The sequence below is a fragment of the Streptomyces sp. CB02056 genome, from assembly GCF_001905545.1.
Taxonomy (GTDB): domain Bacteria; phylum Actinomycetota; class Actinomycetes; order Streptomycetales; family Streptomycetaceae; genus Kitasatospora.
Genome location: NZ_LIPD01000002.1, coordinates 371,532 through 387,258, shown reverse-complemented (window position 1 = coordinate 387,258; position 15,727 = coordinate 371,532). Strand labels below are relative to the sequence as shown.

At 74.3% G+C, this 15,727-nt stretch carries 16 protein-coding genes; 8 read left to right on the top strand and 8 right to left on the bottom strand.

Going from position 1 to position 15,727, the window contains the following annotated elements; translation table 11 throughout:
- Positions 1–61: 61 nt before the first annotated feature.
- From AMK13_RS05780 to AMK13_RS05770, 3 genes are all read left to right on the top strand, one after another.
- Entirely contained in the window at positions 62–553 is a 492-nt protein-coding gene (locus AMK13_RS05780; RefSeq protein WP_143204491.1) for a YqeB family protein, read from the top strand.
- A 77-nt stretch (positions 554–630) separates the two neighbouring features.
- A complete protein-coding gene (locus AMK13_RS05775) occupies positions 631–1,500 on the top strand; it encodes a hypothetical protein (protein WP_074001402.1) in 870 nt (289 codons plus the stop codon).
- A 104-nt stretch (positions 1,501–1,604) separates the two neighbouring features.
- Complete coding sequence (locus AMK13_RS05770; protein WP_049652368.1) at positions 1,605–2,588, top strand: NAD-dependent epimerase/dehydratase family protein; 984 nt, start codon at positions 1,605–1,607, stop codon at positions 2,586–2,588.
- 84 nt (positions 2,589–2,672) lie between these two features.
- Here the strand turns inward: AMK13_RS05770 and def are convergent, their stop codons facing one another.
- The 8 genes from def to AMK13_RS05730 form a co-directional block, all read right to left on the bottom strand.
- Positions 2,673–3,248, bottom strand: a complete 576-nt coding sequence (gene def / locus AMK13_RS05765) for a peptide deformylase (protein WP_369808303.1) — start codon at positions 3,246–3,248, stop codon at positions 2,673–2,675.
- Between the two features lie 109 nt (positions 3,249–3,357).
- A complete protein-coding gene (locus AMK13_RS05760) occupies positions 3,358–4,350 on the bottom strand; it encodes a tetratricopeptide repeat protein (protein WP_049652370.1) in 993 nt (330 codons plus the stop codon).
- A gap of 500 nt (positions 4,351–4,850) precedes the next feature.
- A complete protein-coding gene (locus tag AMK13_RS05755; protein WP_107418692.1) occupies positions 4,851–6,173 on the bottom strand; it encodes an HD-GYP domain-containing protein in 1,323 nt (440 codons plus the stop codon).
- Between the two features lie 125 nt (positions 6,174–6,298).
- Positions 6,299–7,750 (bottom strand): HD-GYP domain-containing protein, encoded by a 1,452-nt coding sequence (locus AMK13_RS05750; RefSeq protein WP_241852764.1) that lies wholly within the window; start codon positions 7,748–7,750, stop codon positions 6,299–6,301.
- A gap of 410 nt (positions 7,751–8,160) precedes the next feature.
- Positions 8,161–8,571 (bottom strand): mycothiol system anti-sigma-R factor, encoded by a 411-nt coding sequence (rsrA, locus tag AMK13_RS05745; RefSeq protein WP_079271878.1) that lies wholly within the window; start codon positions 8,569–8,571, stop codon positions 8,161–8,163.
- On the bottom strand, positions 8,568–9,473 hold the full coding sequence (locus tag AMK13_RS05740) for a sigma-70 family RNA polymerase sigma factor (protein ID WP_074001401.1): 906 nt from the start codon (positions 9,471–9,473) through the stop codon (positions 8,568–8,570). The genes rsrA and AMK13_RS05740 overlap by 4 nt, the downstream gene beginning before the upstream one ends.
- A 163-nt stretch (positions 9,474–9,636) precedes the next feature.
- The gene (locus AMK13_RS05735; protein WP_074001400.1) at positions 9,637–10,290 is read right to left on the bottom strand and encodes an alpha/beta hydrolase family protein; all 654 of its coding nucleotides are present in this window, start codon (positions 10,288–10,290) and stop codon (positions 9,637–9,639) included.
- A gap of 44 nt (positions 10,291–10,334) precedes the next feature.
- Positions 10,335–11,087, bottom strand: a complete 753-nt coding sequence (locus AMK13_RS05730) for an SOS response-associated peptidase (RefSeq protein ID WP_074001399.1) — start codon at positions 11,085–11,087, stop codon at positions 10,335–10,337.
- Positions 11,088–11,237: 150 nt separating this feature from the next.
- Between AMK13_RS05730 and AMK13_RS05725 the strand changes: the two genes are divergently transcribed.
- The 5 genes from AMK13_RS05725 to hisN all read left to right on the top strand — a co-directional run bounded on the left by AMK13_RS05725 (position 11,238) and on the right by hisN (position 15,714).
- Positions 11,238–11,963, top strand: coding sequence for a M50 family metallopeptidase (locus AMK13_RS05725; RefSeq protein WP_074001398.1), 726 nt, complete (start codon positions 11,238–11,240; stop codon positions 11,961–11,963).
- Positions 11,964–12,031: 68 nt separating this feature from the next.
- A complete protein-coding gene (aroA, locus tag AMK13_RS05720; RefSeq protein ID WP_049655060.1) occupies positions 12,032–13,372 on the top strand; it encodes a 3-phosphoshikimate 1-carboxyvinyltransferase in 1,341 nt (446 codons plus the stop codon).
- Between the two features lie 15 nt (positions 13,373–13,387).
- Positions 13,388–14,440, top strand: a complete 1,053-nt coding sequence (gene rsgA / locus AMK13_RS05715) for a ribosome small subunit-dependent GTPase A (protein ID WP_049655059.1) — start codon at positions 13,388–13,390, stop codon at positions 14,438–14,440.
- A gap of 134 nt (positions 14,441–14,574) precedes the next feature.
- Positions 14,575–14,898: a DMT family transporter gene (locus AMK13_RS05710; RefSeq protein WP_074001397.1), complete on the top strand. Its 324-nt coding sequence runs from the start codon at positions 14,575–14,577 to the stop codon at positions 14,896–14,898.
- Positions 14,899–14,916: 18 nt separating this feature from the next.
- Entirely contained in the window at positions 14,917–15,714 is a 798-nt protein-coding gene (hisN, locus tag AMK13_RS05705) for a histidinol-phosphatase (RefSeq protein WP_049655055.1), read from the top strand.
- Positions 15,715–15,727: the final 13 nt, after the last annotated feature.

Here is a 15,727-nt window from a genome sequence, read left to right as displayed (position 1 = left end):
CCCCGTCCCGGAGCGCCTCCGACCACGCCCTGAAACTATCGAATCTGCTACGGTCGTCCATGTGACGAAAGATACCGGCGCCCAGTCCGCCGTGACCGAGCTCCGGATGCCCCTCGACACCAAGGTGGTCATCTGGGCCTTCTGCGGCGCGGTCGGCGCCGGCCTCGGCTTCGCCGTCCCGTGGCTCCTCCAGTTCGCCGCCCGGCACCCGATCCCCTACGCGGACACCGTGCGCTTCCTGGGCTCGTTCACCTCCCCGGCCATGGTGATCGGCCGACCGGTGGCGCTCGCCGCCGTCGGGCTCGTGGTCGGGATGTTCGTCACCTACCACGCCGCCACGCTGCGCATCTCGGACGAGAGCATCACCGTCGTCGAGGGCGACGACAGCCGGGTGATCACCCGGGACCAGGTCGGCGGCGTCTTCCGCCACGGCGGCAAGGTGCGGATCGAGTCACCGGTCGGCCGGGTCCTCTTCGACGACGACGTCGAGGGCGGGAAGGCGGCCATCGCCTCGGCCTTCCGCCGCCACGGCTACCCCTGGGAAGGCGCCTGAGGCCCCGCGTGCCGGATGTGGCACATTGACCGGACGGCCCCAGCCCCGGGCCCCATGATCGAGAACCGAGGTCTCCCGTGTCCGCAGACAACGCCGCGCCGTACCGACCCGCGCCGCGCACGGTCGTCGAGGCCTGCTTCGACCCGCAGGGCACCGCCCCGCTCGACTACGTCTACGACGTCGCCGCGGCGGCCGGCCTGGCGGACCAGCCGGTACGGCTGGCCGTACGGCGGCTGGAGGCGGCGGGCGTCCTGCGGCAGGAGGGGCGGGGCCGCAAGGGCCGGCTCGTCCTGACCGACGCGGGCCGGCTCCGCTCGGACCTGGACGTCCGGTTCGTCGCGCTCGCCTACGCCCAGGACGCCGGGCGCGCCCCCTGGGACGGGCTCTGGCGCCTCTACACCTTCTCCGTCCCCGAGCGGCACCGGGCGGAACGCGACGCCCTGCGCACCGCGCTGACCCGGCTCGGCGCCGCCCCGCTCGCGCCCGGCGCCTACGTCAGCCCGCACGACCTGCTCGACGAACTCGCCGCCGAGGCCTCGGCGGCGACCGTCGACGCCTACCTGGTCACGGCGGAGGCCACCCGCCTGACCGGCCGGGGCTTCACCGACCCCGCCGCCACCGCCGAGCAGCTCTGGCCCGCGGCCGGGACGGTCGAGGCCTACCGGCCCCTCGCCGAGGCGCTGGCCGAGGAACCCCTCGGCCCCGACCGCGACTCCGTCGAACTCGTCGCCACCGCGCTGCGCCTGGCCGAGGCCTTCACCCACGCCCTGGAGCTCGACCCGCTCCTCCCCCCGGAGCTGCGGCCCGCCCCGTGGCCGCCGGCCGGGGTCCGGCGCGACTTCGACGAGGCCTGGACCGCGATCCGCGGCCGCACCCCCGATCTCTCGCTCTTCCGCGCCTTCGACGCGGAGCCGGAGCACCACGAACCGGAGCGCCACGCGCCGTAACAGCGCGAACCGGGGCAACACCTGTCCGCCTGATTTTCACCCGGACGGACGCGATTCCGAATTCCCGGATCGCGAATATGTTCGAGGCTTGATATATCGATAATATGCTCGAAGAATACGACAAGGTATTGGTGTCGGGCGGATTGGGTTTCGTCGGAAGGCACCTGACCAGCGCCCTTCTCTTTCTCGGGAAAGAGGTGGCGATCATCGACAACGCCCGCACCGCGACGAGCATCTCGGCGCCGTCCGGGACCACCCTGCACCTGCTGGACATCCGCGAGGTCGACGCCGTCGCCGAGGCCGTGGACGACGCCGACCTGGTCTTCCACGTCGCCGCGAACGCGAACGGCACGCTGTCGGTGACGCAGCCGCGCCTCGACTTCGAGATCAACGCACTCGGCACCCTGATCTTCGCCGAGGCCCTCCTCAAGGCGTCCGTCCGCCGGGTCGTCTACGTCTCGTCCGCGTCCGTCTACGGAACTCCGCGGAAATTCCCCATGGACGAGGACCATCCGACCCGCCCCTTCGTCCCGTACGGCGCGTCGAAGCTCAGCGGCGAGATCACCTGCCTGGCGCTCCACCGCGCCTGCGGTCTGCCGGTGGTGGTCGGCCGCCCGTTCTGCGTCTACGGGCCGGGCGAGAACCCGCACGAGGCGATGGTCGAGGTCGGCCGGTTCCTGCGCTGGCACCTCAACCACCAGCCCATCCAGATCGTGGGCGACATCGACCGGAAGACCCGCGACTTCGTCCACGTCACCGACCTGGTCCAGGGGCTGCTGACGATCGCCGACCGGGCCGAGCTGGGCGAGGTGTTCAACATCGGCTCCGGTACGGAGGTCTCGATGCGCGACCTCGTCAACACGATCGGCGAGGCCACCGGCGTCACCCCCGAGGTCAGCGTGATCCCGGAGATCGAGGACGACACCTACCGGCTGGTCGGCGACATCTCCAAGCTCCAGGGCCTCGGCTACCGGCCGGCGGTCTCGCTCGCCGAGGGGGTGCGCGACCTGGCCGACCACCTCGGCGCGAACCCGGAGCTCCCCGGCAGCCCGACCATCTTCTCCCGCGGCCAGCACGGCGAGTCCTGAGCCGCTCCCCCGCACCGGACCGCCCCACGGAACGCCGAGGGCCGGGACACCAGCGGTGTCCCGGCCCTCGCGTGCGACGGACCGTCAGTCGTTCGCCACGGTCGCGTACTTCGGGGTGCCCTCGGCCATCTGCTTCAGGGCGTCCTTGCGGTCCCGCTTCGACAGCTTGTCGATGTAGAGGGTGCCGTAGAGGTGGTCGGTCTCGTGCTGGAGGCAGCGCGAGAAGAAGCCGGTGCCCTCGACGCGGATCGGCTGACCGTCCTTGTCGACGCCGGTGACCGCGGCGTAGTCCGGGCGGGCCAGCTCGGCGTAGGCGGTCGGGACGGAGAGGCAGCCCTCGTTGCCGTCGTCCAGGACGCGGCGGCGGTCGGCCGGGTACTCCTCCAGCACGGGGTTGATCACGTGGCCGATGTGGCGCACGCCCTCGTCGTCCGGGCAGTCGTAGACGAAGACCTTGAGGTCGACGCCGATCTGGTTGGCGGCGAGGCCGACACCCTCGGCGGCGTACATCGACTGGAACATGTCGTCGATCAGCGCGGACAGCTCACCGTCGAAGACGGTGACGTCCTTGACCTCGCGGTGCAGCACCGGGTTGCCGACGACGGTGATCGGGCGGGCGGTGCCCTTGCTGAGGTCGGGCTCCTCACCGATCACCTTCACGGGCGCCTCGGCCGCCGTCCCCTCCACGTCGTGCTCGTGCTCGTGCTGCTCGGCCTGCTCCGCCATGTCTTCCGCTTCCGTCGGTGTACGCGTTACCTCACCAGGGTACTCAGCACACTTCTTCGAGGTCCCGGTACGCCCGGCTTCCCGGGGCGGACGCGACCCAGCGGTCCAGCAGGGTGCGCACCAGGTGGGCCGGGGCGGCGATCCCGCACTCGCGCTCGACCAGCCAGGACATCCCGGCCGCGCCGCCCTGGCTGAGGTGGCTGAGGTGGCCGGGGTGGGCGGCGTCACCGTCGTCGTGCGGGTCGTGGTGGGCGGCGACCCCGTCGTCGGAGGCCATCCGGCTCTCCGAGCAGGCGCGGCACAGCAGCCGCACCGAGGAGGTCCAGTCCTCGGCCGCGTAGCCGGCGTCGGCGACCAGCCGCTCCAGCGCGTCCCGGTCCCCGGCGGTGGCGGCCTGCAGCAGCACCACGTACGTCGGCACCGGGGAGGGCGCCCACAGCTCGATCTCGTCGAACACCGGGTAGGCGACGCCGTCGGTGACCCGCTCGCCGTGCGGGGCGCCGTCGTGCAGCACCACCTCGCCCCAGCGGCGGCCGGAGGAGGGCAGCGGGATGGACAGCACCTCGATCCGGGCCGGGTCCAGCCGGCGGCCCCAGACCACCTCGGACTCGCCGTCCGGGGACAGCCGCACCGGGGTGGTGCCGAGGTCCAGGCTGACCGGGCCGTCCGGCTGCGCTCCGGGGCCGCCGGACAGCTTCAGCCCGTACGCCTGCCAGGCGCGGCGGGCCAGCGGCCAGTCCTGGAGGGCGGTGGCGGTGATGCCGAGGTTCCACCAGTCCGGGGCGCCGTGCTCGCGGTCCAGCAGGGCGACGGCGCGCAGGCCGGCCGAGCGGGCCTGCTCCCAGTCCCGGCGGAACTTGTGCAGCAGGGCGAGGTTGAACCAGGAGTCGGAGAGCCACGGCTCCAGGTCGGCGGCCATCACCAGCAGGGCGCCGGCGTCCTCGTAGCGGCCGTCGCCGATCAGCGTGAAGGCCCGGTCGGTCGTCTGCCGCCAGGTGGCGGACGGCCGGTGCCGTGCCCGGTGGAAGATCCTCACGTTCGTCCCTGCCGTCGTCGTCCGCTCAAGTCCCGTGCCACCGTGCCCGTACCGCCTCGGAGGGCGCCCGGGCCCGGTGCCCCGGGTCGGTGTTCCACGCTACGACCGCATCCAACCACGCCCGCCCCCGCCCGCGCTCCCCACCGCCGAGGTTGGGGCCCGCCCCTCCCCAGCCTGCCTGTCCGATGCCGCCCGCTCAACCCCTGACGGCCGGAACCCGCATCCCGGGCCCCGCGGCGGCGGCCGACGGCCCGGGCCGTACGGGCCCGCGGACCCTGCTCCGCCCGGCCGTACGGGCCCCGCGGACCCGAGTTCGAGGACGGGCGCTAGGGCCTGTCTTCAAACTCCCGTCGTCCGCCCGGAGGGCGGGCGGGGCGGCGTTGGGGTGCGTGCATCGCAAGGCGGAGGAGGGAGCCACTGCGGAGCATTGGCGACCGACGACAACGCGGCGAGGTGCGTGCCCCGGCGTCGCCCCGCAGACGCGAGTTCGAGGACGGGCGCTAGCCGCCCACCCTGGCCAGGGCGTCCACCACGCGGGCGTCGTAGACCCGGCCCCGGCCCAGCCGCAGGGCCTCCAGCGCCTCCAGCCGCCCGACGGCCTCGCCGACGCCCCGGCCGCGGGCCGCCGTGAGCAGGTCGTCGTGGGCGTTGGCGACCCGGATGATCCGGGAGGCGAGCGGCACCGGGCCGTCGCCCGAGGCGGGCCCGGTGCACGGGTCGGCCAGCCGGGCGACCTGCTCGGCGACCTGCCGGGGCACCCCGGTGCGGCTGATCACCTCGCTGCCGAGGCGGGCGATCCGCTGCTGCTCGGCCTCGGGCAGCAGCGCGGTGGCGCCGTCCGGCACCGGTTCGACCAGGGACAGCTGGCCGACGTCGTGCATCAGCGCGGCGTACTCCAGCAGGGCGAGCTCGCGGGTGCCCAGACCCAGCTCGCGGCCCAGCGCGCACGCCGTGTCCGCGACCCGGCGCGCGTGCCCGTGCGGGGTGTACCCGGCCACCTCGGTGGCCCGGGCGAGGCTGGCGATGGTCTGCCCGGTGGTGGCCCGCACGGCGGCGGCGCGCCGGAAGGACACCTGGGCGAGCAGCAGCGGGGTGCAGAACAGCGGCAGCGCCCACAGCCCGACCTCGCCGGCCGCGAGGCTGACCAGCATCCCGGTGGCGACGATCGCCGAGCCGATGCCGAACAGCGAGCGCAGCTCGTCCTCCAGCGCCGCCGGGAACCGCAGCCCGCCGCCGGAGCGGCGCAGCAGCGCCGCCAGGGTCGCGTCGCAGAGCGCGGCCAGCGCGGCGACGGCGGTCAGGAACACCCCGTACGCCGGGCCCTCGGGCGAGAAGCGATCGACCATGCCGCCGTTGTAGAGCGGCTGGAAGACGGCGCCCGCGAAGCCGACGGCGAGCACCCGGCGGGCGGCGCCGTCGCGGCGGGCCGGGTCGGCCCAGGGCGGACGGCGGTGCGGGCGCCCGGGGCCGTCCGGCAGGGCCCGGTCCGGCAGGACGAGGCCGGCCAGCCGGCCCAGCAGCAGGCCGGCCCCGGTCACCGCGACCACCTGGAGCGTCCCGTGCGCGGTCGGCACCCCGCGCAGCGGCCCGAGCAGGGCGTACGCCAGCGCACCGGCCGCGCCGATCGGCGCCTGCTCCCGATCCCCCGGAAGGGTGATGCGGACGCATTCGCCGAGCGCGATCAGCACGGTGAACGCCAGCGCGACCCGGGGCTCCGCGACCCCGCGCACCGCGACGGCGCCCAGCGCGAGCGCCAGCAGCGCGGCGGCCGCCGCGTGCACCGCGCGCGCGGTGCGCCCGCAGGGCGCGCGGCCGAGGACCACGCGCCGCAGTGCCCGGGGCCCGGACACCCCGGGCCCGAACAGCTCCCGCCCGGCGGCGGCACCGGCACCACCGGAAGCCGCGCCACCGGAGGCCGCCCGCCCGGCAGCCGCCCGCCCGGGGGCCCTCACGGCTGCCCGGCCGCGGGGACGCTCCCGCCGCCCTGGGGCGGCACCCGGCCCGGGGCGACCTGGCCCGGGGCGGCCCGGACCGGCTCGGGCACCCCGAGCGGGATGTCCGGCACCGCCTCGATGGAGTCCTCGGAGTGCACCACCGGCTGCCAGTCGTACCCGGCCAGCGCGTCGATCAGCGCCCGCACCATCACCGGGTCGAACTGGCTGCCCGAGCAGCGCTCCAGCTCCGCGACCGCCTCGCCGACCGGGCGGCCGCGCCGGTAGGAGCGGGTGGAGGTCATCGAGTCGAAGGCGTCGGCGACCGAGATGATCCGGGCGAACTCGGGGATCCGCTCGCCGGCCAGCCCGCTCGGGTAGCCCCGGCCGTCCAGCCGCTCGTGGTGGTGCAGGATCCCGGCATGCGCCTCGCCGAGGAAGTCGATCCCGCGCACCAGCTCGTACCCGTACACCGGGTGGATCTCCACCGCCCGGCGCTCGGCCTCGGTCAGGGGACCGTTTCTGCGCAGCAGCTCGGTGGCCACGCCGAGCTTGCCGACGTCGTGCAGGATGCCCGCGAAGCGCAGGGTGCGCAGCCGCTCGGCCTCCATGCCGAGCTGAGTGGCGATCAGCACCGAGGCCCGGCCGACCCGTTCGCTGTGGCCCCGGGTGTAGGAGTCCTTGATCTCCACGGCCTGCACCAGCGACTGCACGGTGGCCTGGTGGGCGTCCCGCTCGCGCTGGCCCTGGGCGAACACCCAGGCCGAGATGGACAGCGGCAGCAGCGCGAGCAGCGCCGCGAACGCGCCGTACGGGCCCTGCCAGAGCACCGCGACCATCAGCCCGCCGGCCGCGTGCACCAGCACCGGCAGCCCGCAGGACGCGTGCGCCCCGCTCAGCAGCACCCCGGGCCGGCGGCCCTCGCTGAGCATCAGCATGACGCCCACCACCACCCCGTTGACCAGGCAGAACACCGCGACGGCGGCGAATCCGGGCAGCAGTGCGGCCGGGAAGCGGGAGCCGAGCAGCAGCTGCGGGCCGTGCAGCAGGTGGAAGGCGACGGAGGAGGCGAAGGCGCACAGCGCGAGCTGGGAGCCGTTGAACAGCTGGCGCGGGCGGCAGCCGCGCCCGCTCGGTCCGCCGAGCAGCGCGGCCGGGGCGGCCACCAGGGCGGCGGCGGCCGGCGGGAGCATCAGCACCCCGGCGAACAGCACCGGGAAGAAGGTGTTCACCCCGGGCCGGGCGGGCGTCCGCTCGGGCAGCGCCGGCCGGCGCAGCAGCCGGCGCACCAGCACCAGGCAGGGCGTGGGCAGGCCCTGGGCCAGGGACTCCCAGCAGCCGTGCAGGAAGGCCAGCAGCGCGACCTTGGGCCAGTCCACCGGCGCGCCGAGCCAGTGCGGCCCCCCGGGGGCGGCCGCGGCGGGCAGCAGCGGCACCAGGCAGCACAGCGCCGCCACCGGCACCACCACCAGGTAGTGCGCCGCCCCTCGCGGCAGGGTCGAGCCTCCACAGTCGGTAGCGATCTCGACCTCCCCGCCGTACGGACCCCGTGTTGCCTCAGCGCGTCGGGCGGACCGACGGTGAGTGTCCGTCAGGAGAATAGGCCGCCCTCCGGACATGGGGACGCATGATGGCGCAATGGCGCAGTTGGCGCACCGCCAGCTCACTCGAACGAGTGACGGCGCATGCGAGCAGAACGGGAGCGGCCCCGGGAGTGTGTACTCCCGGGGCCGCTGTTGCCCTTGCCCTGAACCCGCCCGACACCCGCCCGGACGTGCCCGAACCGTCCGGCCCGCCCTCGCCGGCGGGCCGCGGGGCTACCGCCCCCGGCGGTCGACCAAGGAGTCGGCCGCCGTACGGGCGTTCGCCCGACGGGCCGTCACTCCGCGGGGGCGCCGGCCTCGACCGGAGCGCCCGAGCGCCCGGCCGTCTCCGCCTCGCCCGCCCCGCCCGGCCTGGGCGCCGGCCGGGCCGACTCGACGTGCAGCTCGACGGTGGTCTCCACGGCGACCACCACCTGCTCGCCCGAGCGCTGCCCGGCCCGGATCGAGTCGATCCTGGCCAGCACCTTGCTGCGCAGGTCGGTCGGGGTGTCGTCGCACCCGCAGGAACGCTTGATCAACGCCTTGATCGCCTGCTCCAGCCCGTACTGCTTCAGGCAGGGTGAGCACTCCTCGAAGTGCACCCGCAACTTGGCGCAGTCACCCTCGGCCATCTCGTTGTCGAGGAATTCATAGAGGTGGTCGAGGACCTCGCCACACTCGGTTTCGTGCGGATCGCCGCAGCTCATGAGCCCGAGCCCTTCGCTTCCTGCCCTGCCCCGCTGCCGGCCGGGACGAGCCCGCGCTCACGGGCGTAATCCTCCAGCATGCCGCGCAGCTGACGGCGGCCGCGGTGCAGCCGGGACATCACCGTACCGATGGGAGTACCCATGATGTCCGCGATCTCCTTGTACGCAAAGCCTTCTACGTCCGCGAGATAGACGGCGATCCGGAATTCCTCCGGGATGGCCTGGAGCGCGTCCTTCACATCGCTGTCGGGGAGGTGGTCGAGCGCCTGGGTCTCGGCCGAGCGCAGACCGGTCGACATGTGCGACTCGGCCCGGGCCAGCTGCCAGTCCTCGATCTCCTCCGCCGCGGTGCGCTGGGGCTCCCGCTGCTTCTTGCGGTACGAGTTGATGAACGTGTTGGTGAGGATGCGGTACAGCCAGGCCTTGAGGTTCGTCCCCTCACGGAACTGGTGGAAGGACGCGTACGCCTTGGCGAACGCCTCCTGGAGCAGGTCCTCCGCGTCGGCCGGGTTGCGCGTCATGCGCAGCGCCGCCGAGTACATCGGATCCAGGTAGCCCAGGGCGTCGCGCTCGAAGCGCTCCCGCCGGGCCTCCTCGCTCTCCTCCGCCGACACCCGGTAGGTGTCCTCACCGATCGCCTCGGCCAGCTCCTCACCGGTGAGCGCCTCGCCCGCGGGCAGGGCGTCGCCCGGGCCACGGCCCGGATCGGCCTCGTGCTCGGTCCCGACGACCGGACCCACCTCCTCGGCATGACGGGCACGGCCCACGGCGGGCCGCCCAGAAATGGAGGATATCGGGCTGACGGGCTTCTCGCCCGCGTCGATCCAGTCCGACCAGGAGGGGGCGAACGCCGCGGTGGCCTCGCGCTCCTCAGGCCGTTCGGGGCACGCGATCGAACCCATCTGCCCTGCCTCTCACCGGTGACTCCTGCTGACGGAGACGACAACCACACGCGCCCCGCCCGCATTCCCGTCCCCGGGCGCCATTCACTCGCACGAGTGAGCGAATGGAAACTCCCTGCTCACGGCCCCGAAGCCGGAGCCGGAGCCGGACCGCCCCACGGCCTCACACCAGCCGCAGCACCCAGTCCCCCACCGCCGAGCAGATCAGGTCCAGCACCTCGTCCTGCCCCACCGGCGCCCGCTTGGGCACCTCGAAGCCGTGGCTGCCGTACGGCACCGCCACCAGCTCGTGCCCCTGCGGCAGCTCCGGGAACTCCACCGGCCCGCCGAACGGGTCCGCCGCGCTCTGCACCACCAGCGTCGGCAGCCCGGACCCCAGCAGCTCCTCCGCCCGGCTCTTCTCCGGCCGGCCCGGCGGGTGCAACGGGAACGCCAGCGCCACCACCCCGACCGCCCCGGTCGCCGCGCCCGTCCGGCAGGCCACCCGCGCCCCCGCGCTGCGCCCGCCGACCACCAGCGGCAGCCCCTGCCCGGCCAGCCGCTCGGCCACCGGCCGCCAGCCCACGTCCAGCGTCTTCGGCGCCGGGCCCAGCCTCCGGCCCGCCACCCGCCAGGGCTGCTCGACCAGCGCCACGGTGATCCCCCGGGCCGGCAGCTTCGCGGCCAGCGCCACCAGGTCCCTGGCCTCGATCCCGCCGCCCGCGCCGTGGCCGAGGGCCAGGACGGCCACCGGCTTCGCGGCCCGGTGGTAGGTGATCCGGGCCTCCCCGGCCCCGGTGGGGACCGCTTCGGTGCGGACCGGTTCGGTGGTGCTCATCTCGACGTCTCCCGGAACGTTCGCAAAAGGTCGGAACAGGCGGTTCAGAACAGGGTGGTCTCGTACTCGGGCTCGGCCCACGGCTCCTTGAGCTCCGGGCCGTTGTTGCGGATGCTGCCGACCGCCGGCGACACCGGGGTGGCCACCAGCGCGCCCGGCGGCGGGGGTATCAGCAGCCGGCGCAGCCCGTCCGGGTCGGTCAGCCGCGGGTCCAGCCACTCGTCCCAGTCCCCCCGGTCCAGGAACAGCGGCATCCGCTCGTGGATCGGCGCCAGCAGCTCCTCGGCGTCCGTGGTGACGATCGTGAACGTCACCAGCCAGGCCTCCGGGTGCCCCGGCGGCACCGCCCGGTTGCGCCAGAACTCGTACAGCCCGGCCAGCGCCAGCGGGGCACCGTCCGCCCGGGAGACGAAGTACGGCTTCTTGCGGGCCTTGCCGCGCTCCCCCGGGACCGTCTGCCACTCGTAGTAGCCGTCCACCGGCAGGATGCACCGGCGGGCGGCGAAGGCCTGCCGGTACGAGGGCTTCTCGTGCACCGTGTCCGACCGGGCGTTGATCATCTTCACCGCCGTCTCGGCGGAGTTCGACCACTGCGGCACCAGCCCCCAGCGCAGCACCCGCAGCTGGCGCACCGGCCGCGGCCGCTCCCGGCCCAGCCGCTCCAGCACCACGAACGCGCTGTTGGTCGGCGCGACGTTCCAGTTCGGGTCCAGGGTCTCCTCGGGGTCCCAGTGCTCGACGCCGAACAGCTCGACGACGTCCTCGGGCTTGCTGCTCGCTGCGAACCGACCGCACATGCGGGCCAGCTTGCCATGCCGCCGCTCCTCAGGACCTGTTCATCCACGGACCAGAACCACCCCCTGCCTCCCGCCCGTCCCCGCATGGGAGGCTGCCCCGAACGGCCCACACGGCGGCCCGGTACGACGGACGGAGGCGGAGAGACCCCGATGAACGCGAACGACCAGACCCTCGGCGACCTGTGGAACCAGGTGACCGGCACCCAGGCCGCCCCGCCCGGCTGGCTGGTCCTGGCCACCGGCGCCGCCGCCCTGCTCACCGTCCTGGCCCGCCCGCTCTGGCACGTCGCCCGCAACGCCGTGACCATCGCCCACGAGGGCGGCCACGGCCTGATCGCCCTGGTCACCGGCCGCAAACTGGCCGGCATCCGGCTGCACTCGGACACCTCCGGACTCACCCTCTCCTACGGCCGCCCCACCGGCCCCGGCATGGTCCTCACCGCCGCCGCCGGCTACACCGCCCCCGCCCTGCTCGGCCTCGGCTGCGCCGCCCTGCTCGCCGCCGACCGGATCACCCTGCTGCTCTGGCTGGCGATCGTGCTGCTGCTCGCCCTGCTCCTGCGCATCCGCAACGCCTTCGGCTTCCTCACCGTGCTGGTCGCCGGCGGCGCCTTCTTCCTGGTCTCCTGGTTCGGCAGCGCCGAGGTCCAGGCCGGCTTCGCCTACCTCGGCTGCTGGTTCCTGCTCCTCGGCGCCGTCCGCCCCGTCCTGGAGCTCCAGCACCAGCGGCGGATCGGCTGGGCCCGCGACTCCGACGCCGACCAGCTCGCCCGGCTCACCCACGTCCCCGCCCTCGCCTGGGTCACCGTCTTCCTGCTCGTCGCCCTCGCCTGCCTCGCCCTCGGCGCCGCCTGGCTGCTCCAGCCCCTGCAGTGAGCCCACCGGGCCTCCCGCCGCCCGGCCGCGCGCCGAGAACGTTCCCGTACGGCCCCTAGACTTGCCCCATGACCGAGACCCTGTGGCCCGCCCCCGTCGCGACCAGCCCCGTCGACGCCACCGTCACCATCCCCGGCTCCAAGTCGGTCACCAACCGGGCCCTGGTGCTGGCGGCCCTCGCCGACGGGCCGGGCTGGGTGCGGCGCCCGCTGCGCAGCCGCGACTCCCAGCTGATGGCCGACGGCCTGCGCGCCCTCGGGGTCACCATCGAGGAGAAGGTCAACAACGACTCCGGCGGCACCGGCGGCGGCGAGGCCTGGCGGGTCATCCCCGCCCCCGCGCTGCTCGGCCCCGCCTCGGTCGACGTCGGCAACGCCGGCACCGTGATGCGCTTCCTGCCCCCGCTGGCCGTCCTGGCCGACGGCCCGGTGCACTTCGACGGCGACCCGCGCTGCTACGAGCGCCCCCAGCACGGCGTGATCAACGCCCTGCGCGCGCTCGGCGCCCGGATCGAGGACGGCGGCCGCGGCGCCTTCCCGCTGACGGTGCACGGCACCGGCTCGCTGGACGGCGGCCCGGTCGAGCTGGACGCCTCCTCCTCGTCCCAGTTCGTCTCCGCCCTGCTGCTCTCCGGCGCCCGGTACAACCACGGCATCGAGGTCCGCCACGTCGGCGGCCCGGTCCCGTCGCTGCCGCACATCCGGATGACCGTGGAGATGCTGCGGCTGGCCGGCGCCCAGGTCGACGCCCCCGAGGACGGCGGCGAGAAGGACGTCTGGCGGGTCACCCCGGGCGCCGTGATCGGCCGCGACCTGGTGGTCGAGCCGGACCTCTCCAACGCCGCGCCGTTCTTCGGCGCCGCGCTGGTCACCGGTGGCCGGGTCACCGTGCGGGACTGGCCCAAGCACACCTCCCAGCCCGGTGACCAGCTGCGCGAGATCTACACCCGGATGGGTGGTGCCTGCGAGTTCACCGACGAGGGCCTGCAGTTCACCGGCACCGGCCGGATCCACGGCATCGAGGCCGACCTGCACGACGTCGGCGAGCTCACCCCGGTGATCGCCGCCGTCGCCGCGCTCGCCGACTCCGAGTCCCACCTGTACGGCATCGCGCACCTGCGCCTGCACGAGACGGACCGGCTCGCCGCGCTCGCCAAGGAGATCAACGACCTGGGCGGCGACGTCACGGAGACCGAGGACGGTCTGCGGATCCGCCCGCGCCCGCTGCACGGGGGCGTCTTCCACACCTACGAGGACCACCGCCTCGCCACCGCCGCCGCCGTCCTCGGCCTCGCCGTCCCCGGCGTGGAGGTCGAGAACGTGGCCACCACCGCCAAGACCCTGCCCGACTTCCCGGGGATGTGGGCCGAACTGCTCGGCGAAGCGGCGGAAGCGACGGCGGGCGTCTGAGCGGAGACTGAGCACATGCGCCGCTACGGCAAGGACGCCGACGAGGACGACATCCGCAACCGCCCCGCCCGCCGGGGGTCCCGGCCGCGGACCCGGATCCGGCCCAAGCACGAGGACGCCGCCGAGGCGATGGTGCTGACCGTCGACCGCGGCCGGGTCACCTGCCTGGTCGACCCGGGGACGAAGCAGGAGCGCGAGGTCGTCGCCATGAAGGCCCGCGAGCTGGGCCGCAAGGGCGTCGTCGTCGGCGACATGGTCAACCTGGTCGGGGACCTCTCCGGGGACGCCGACACCCTGGCCCGGATCGTCCGGGTCGAGGAGCGCGGCTCGGTGCTGCGGCGCACGGCGGACGACGACGACCCGTACGAGCGGATCGTGGTCGCCAACGCCCAGCAGCTGGCGATCGTCACCGCCCTGGCCGACCCGGAGCCGCGCCCCCGGCTGATCGACCGCTGCCTGGTGGCGGCCTACGACGCGGGCATGGAGCCGCTGCTGGTGCTCACCAAGTCCGACCTCGCGCCGGCCTCGACGCTGCTGGACTCGTACGCCCCGCTGGGCATCACGTACGTGGTCACCCGCCGCGACGAGCTGGAGACCACCGGCGCCGAGGCCGTCCGCGAGCACCTGCGCGGGCTGTCCACGGTGTTCATCGGCCATTCGGGCGTCGGCAAGACCACCCTGGTCAACGCGCTCGTCCCGGACCGCCAGCGGCAGACCGGGCGCGTCAACGCGGTGACCGGCCGCGGCCGGCACACCACCGTCTCCGCCCTGGCGCTGCGGCTGCCCCCGCCGCCCGGCGCCAAGCCGGGCTCGAAGAAGGCGCTGAACCCCGGCTGGGTGATCGACACGCCCGGCTTCCGCTCCTTCGGCCTCTCGCACATCGACCCGTCCCGGGTCATCCTCGCCTTCCCCGACCTGGAGCCCGGCACCGTCGACTGCCCGCGCGCGTGCAGCCACGACGAGCCGGACTGCGCGCTGGACGCCTGGGTCGCCGAGGGCCACGCCGAGGCCGCCCGGCTCTACTCGCTGCGCCGGCTGCTGGCCAGCAAGGAGGGCGAGCTCGACTGAGCCCGGCGGCGCCGGGCCCGTCCCCGGGTTCGGCGCCGGTGGCCCGTTCGAGGTGTCGGAGCGGGCTCACCTGGCGATCATAGGAAGGTCGGACCGTACCCGGTCCGACCCCCGATCGACAGGGAGGGCACGCGATGGCATGGGCCCTGGTGGTCCTGGCCGGCCTGCTGGAGACCGGCTTCGCGATCAACCTCAAGCTCAGCGAGGGTTTCACCAGGCTCTGGCCCACCATCAGCTTCTGCGTGTTCGCCCTCGGCAGCTTCGGCCTGCTCACCCTCTCGCTGAAGACCCTGCCGGTCGGCCCCGCCTACGCGGTGTGGACGGGCATCGGCGCGGCGGGCACCGCGATCTACGGCATGGTCTTCCTGGACGAGACCAGTTCGGTCCTCAAGCTGGTCTCGATCTCGCTGGTGATCGCCGGCGTCATCGGCCTCCAGCTCAGCGGCACGGCCCACTGAGCGGCTAGGGTTTCGGGCATGGCCGATTACCACGACGACCTCCGACTCGCCCATGTCCTCGCCGACTCGGCCGACTCGGTCACCCTGGAGCGCTTCCGCGCCCTCGACCTGAAGGTCGAGACCAAGCCCGACCTCACCCCGGTGAGCGACGCCGACAAGGCCGCCGAGGAGCTGGTGCGGAGCGTGCTCCAGCGCGCCCGCCCGCGCGACGCCGTCCTCGGCGAGGAGTTCGGCCTCCAGGGCTCGGGCCCGCGCCGCTGGGTGATCGACCCGATCGACGGCACCAAGAACTACATCCGCGGCGTCCCGGTCTGGGCCACCCTGATCGCCCTGCTGGAGGACGGCCCGGACGGCGTCGAGCGCCCGGTGGTCGGCATGGTCTCCGCCCCCGCGCTCCAGCGCCGCTGGTGGGCGGCCAAGGGCCTCGGGGCGTTCGGCGGCCGCAGCCTGGCCAAGGCCTCCCGGCTGCACGTCTCCGGCGTCTCCCGGATCGAGGACGCGTCCTTCTCCTACTCCTCGCTCACCGGCTGGGAGGAGCGCGGGCGCCTCGACCCGTTCCTGGACCTCACCCGCGCCTGCTGGCGCACCCGCGCCTACGGCGACTTCTGGTCCTACATGATGGTCGCCGAGGGCGCCGTCGACATCGCCGCCGAGCCCGAGCTGTCGCTGTGGGACATGGCGGCCAACTGCATCATCGTCGAGGAGGCCGGCGGCCGCTTCACCGGTCTGGACGGCGTCCCCGGCCCCGGCGGCGCCGACGCCGTCGCCTCCAACGGCCTGCTGCACGAGGAGGCCCTGCGCCGGCTGGGCGTCTGAGCCGGATCCTCGG

Bases quoted from the DNA above. Each gene is read 5' to 3' on its own strand.
- hisN (WP_049655055.1), top strand. From the start codon at position 14,917: ATGGCCGATTACCACGACGACCTCCGACTCGCCCATGTCCTCGCCGAC.
- AMK13_RS05725 (WP_074001398.1), top strand. From the start codon at position 11,238: ATGAACGCGAACGACCAGACCCTCGGCGACCTGTGGAACCAGGTGACC.
- AMK13_RS05770 (WP_049652368.1), top strand. From the start codon at position 1,605: ATGCTCGAAGAATACGACAAGGTATTGGTGTCGGGCGGATTGGGTTTC.
- rsrA (WP_079271878.1), bottom strand. From the start codon at position 8,571: ATGAGCTGCGGCGATCCGCACGAAACCGAGTGTGGCGAGGTCCTCGAC.
- AMK13_RS05730 (WP_074001399.1), bottom strand. From the start codon at position 11,087: ATGTGCGGTCGGTTCGCAGCGAGCAGCAAGCCCGAGGACGTCGTCGAG.
- AMK13_RS05740 (WP_074001401.1), bottom strand. From the start codon at position 9,473: ATGGGTTCGATCGCGTGCCCCGAACGGCCTGAGGAGCGCGAGGCCACC.
- aroA (WP_049655060.1), top strand. From the start codon at position 12,032: ATGACCGAGACCCTGTGGCCCGCCCCCGTCGCGACCAGCCCCGTCGAC.
- rsgA (WP_049655059.1), top strand. From the start codon at position 13,388: ATGCGCCGCTACGGCAAGGACGCCGACGAGGACGACATCCGCAACCGC.
- AMK13_RS05710 (WP_074001397.1), top strand. From the start codon at position 14,575: ATGGCATGGGCCCTGGTGGTCCTGGCCGGCCTGCTGGAGACCGGCTTC.
- AMK13_RS05735 (WP_074001400.1), bottom strand. From the start codon at position 10,290: ATGAGCACCACCGAACCGGTCCGCACCGAAGCGGTCCCCACCGGGGCC.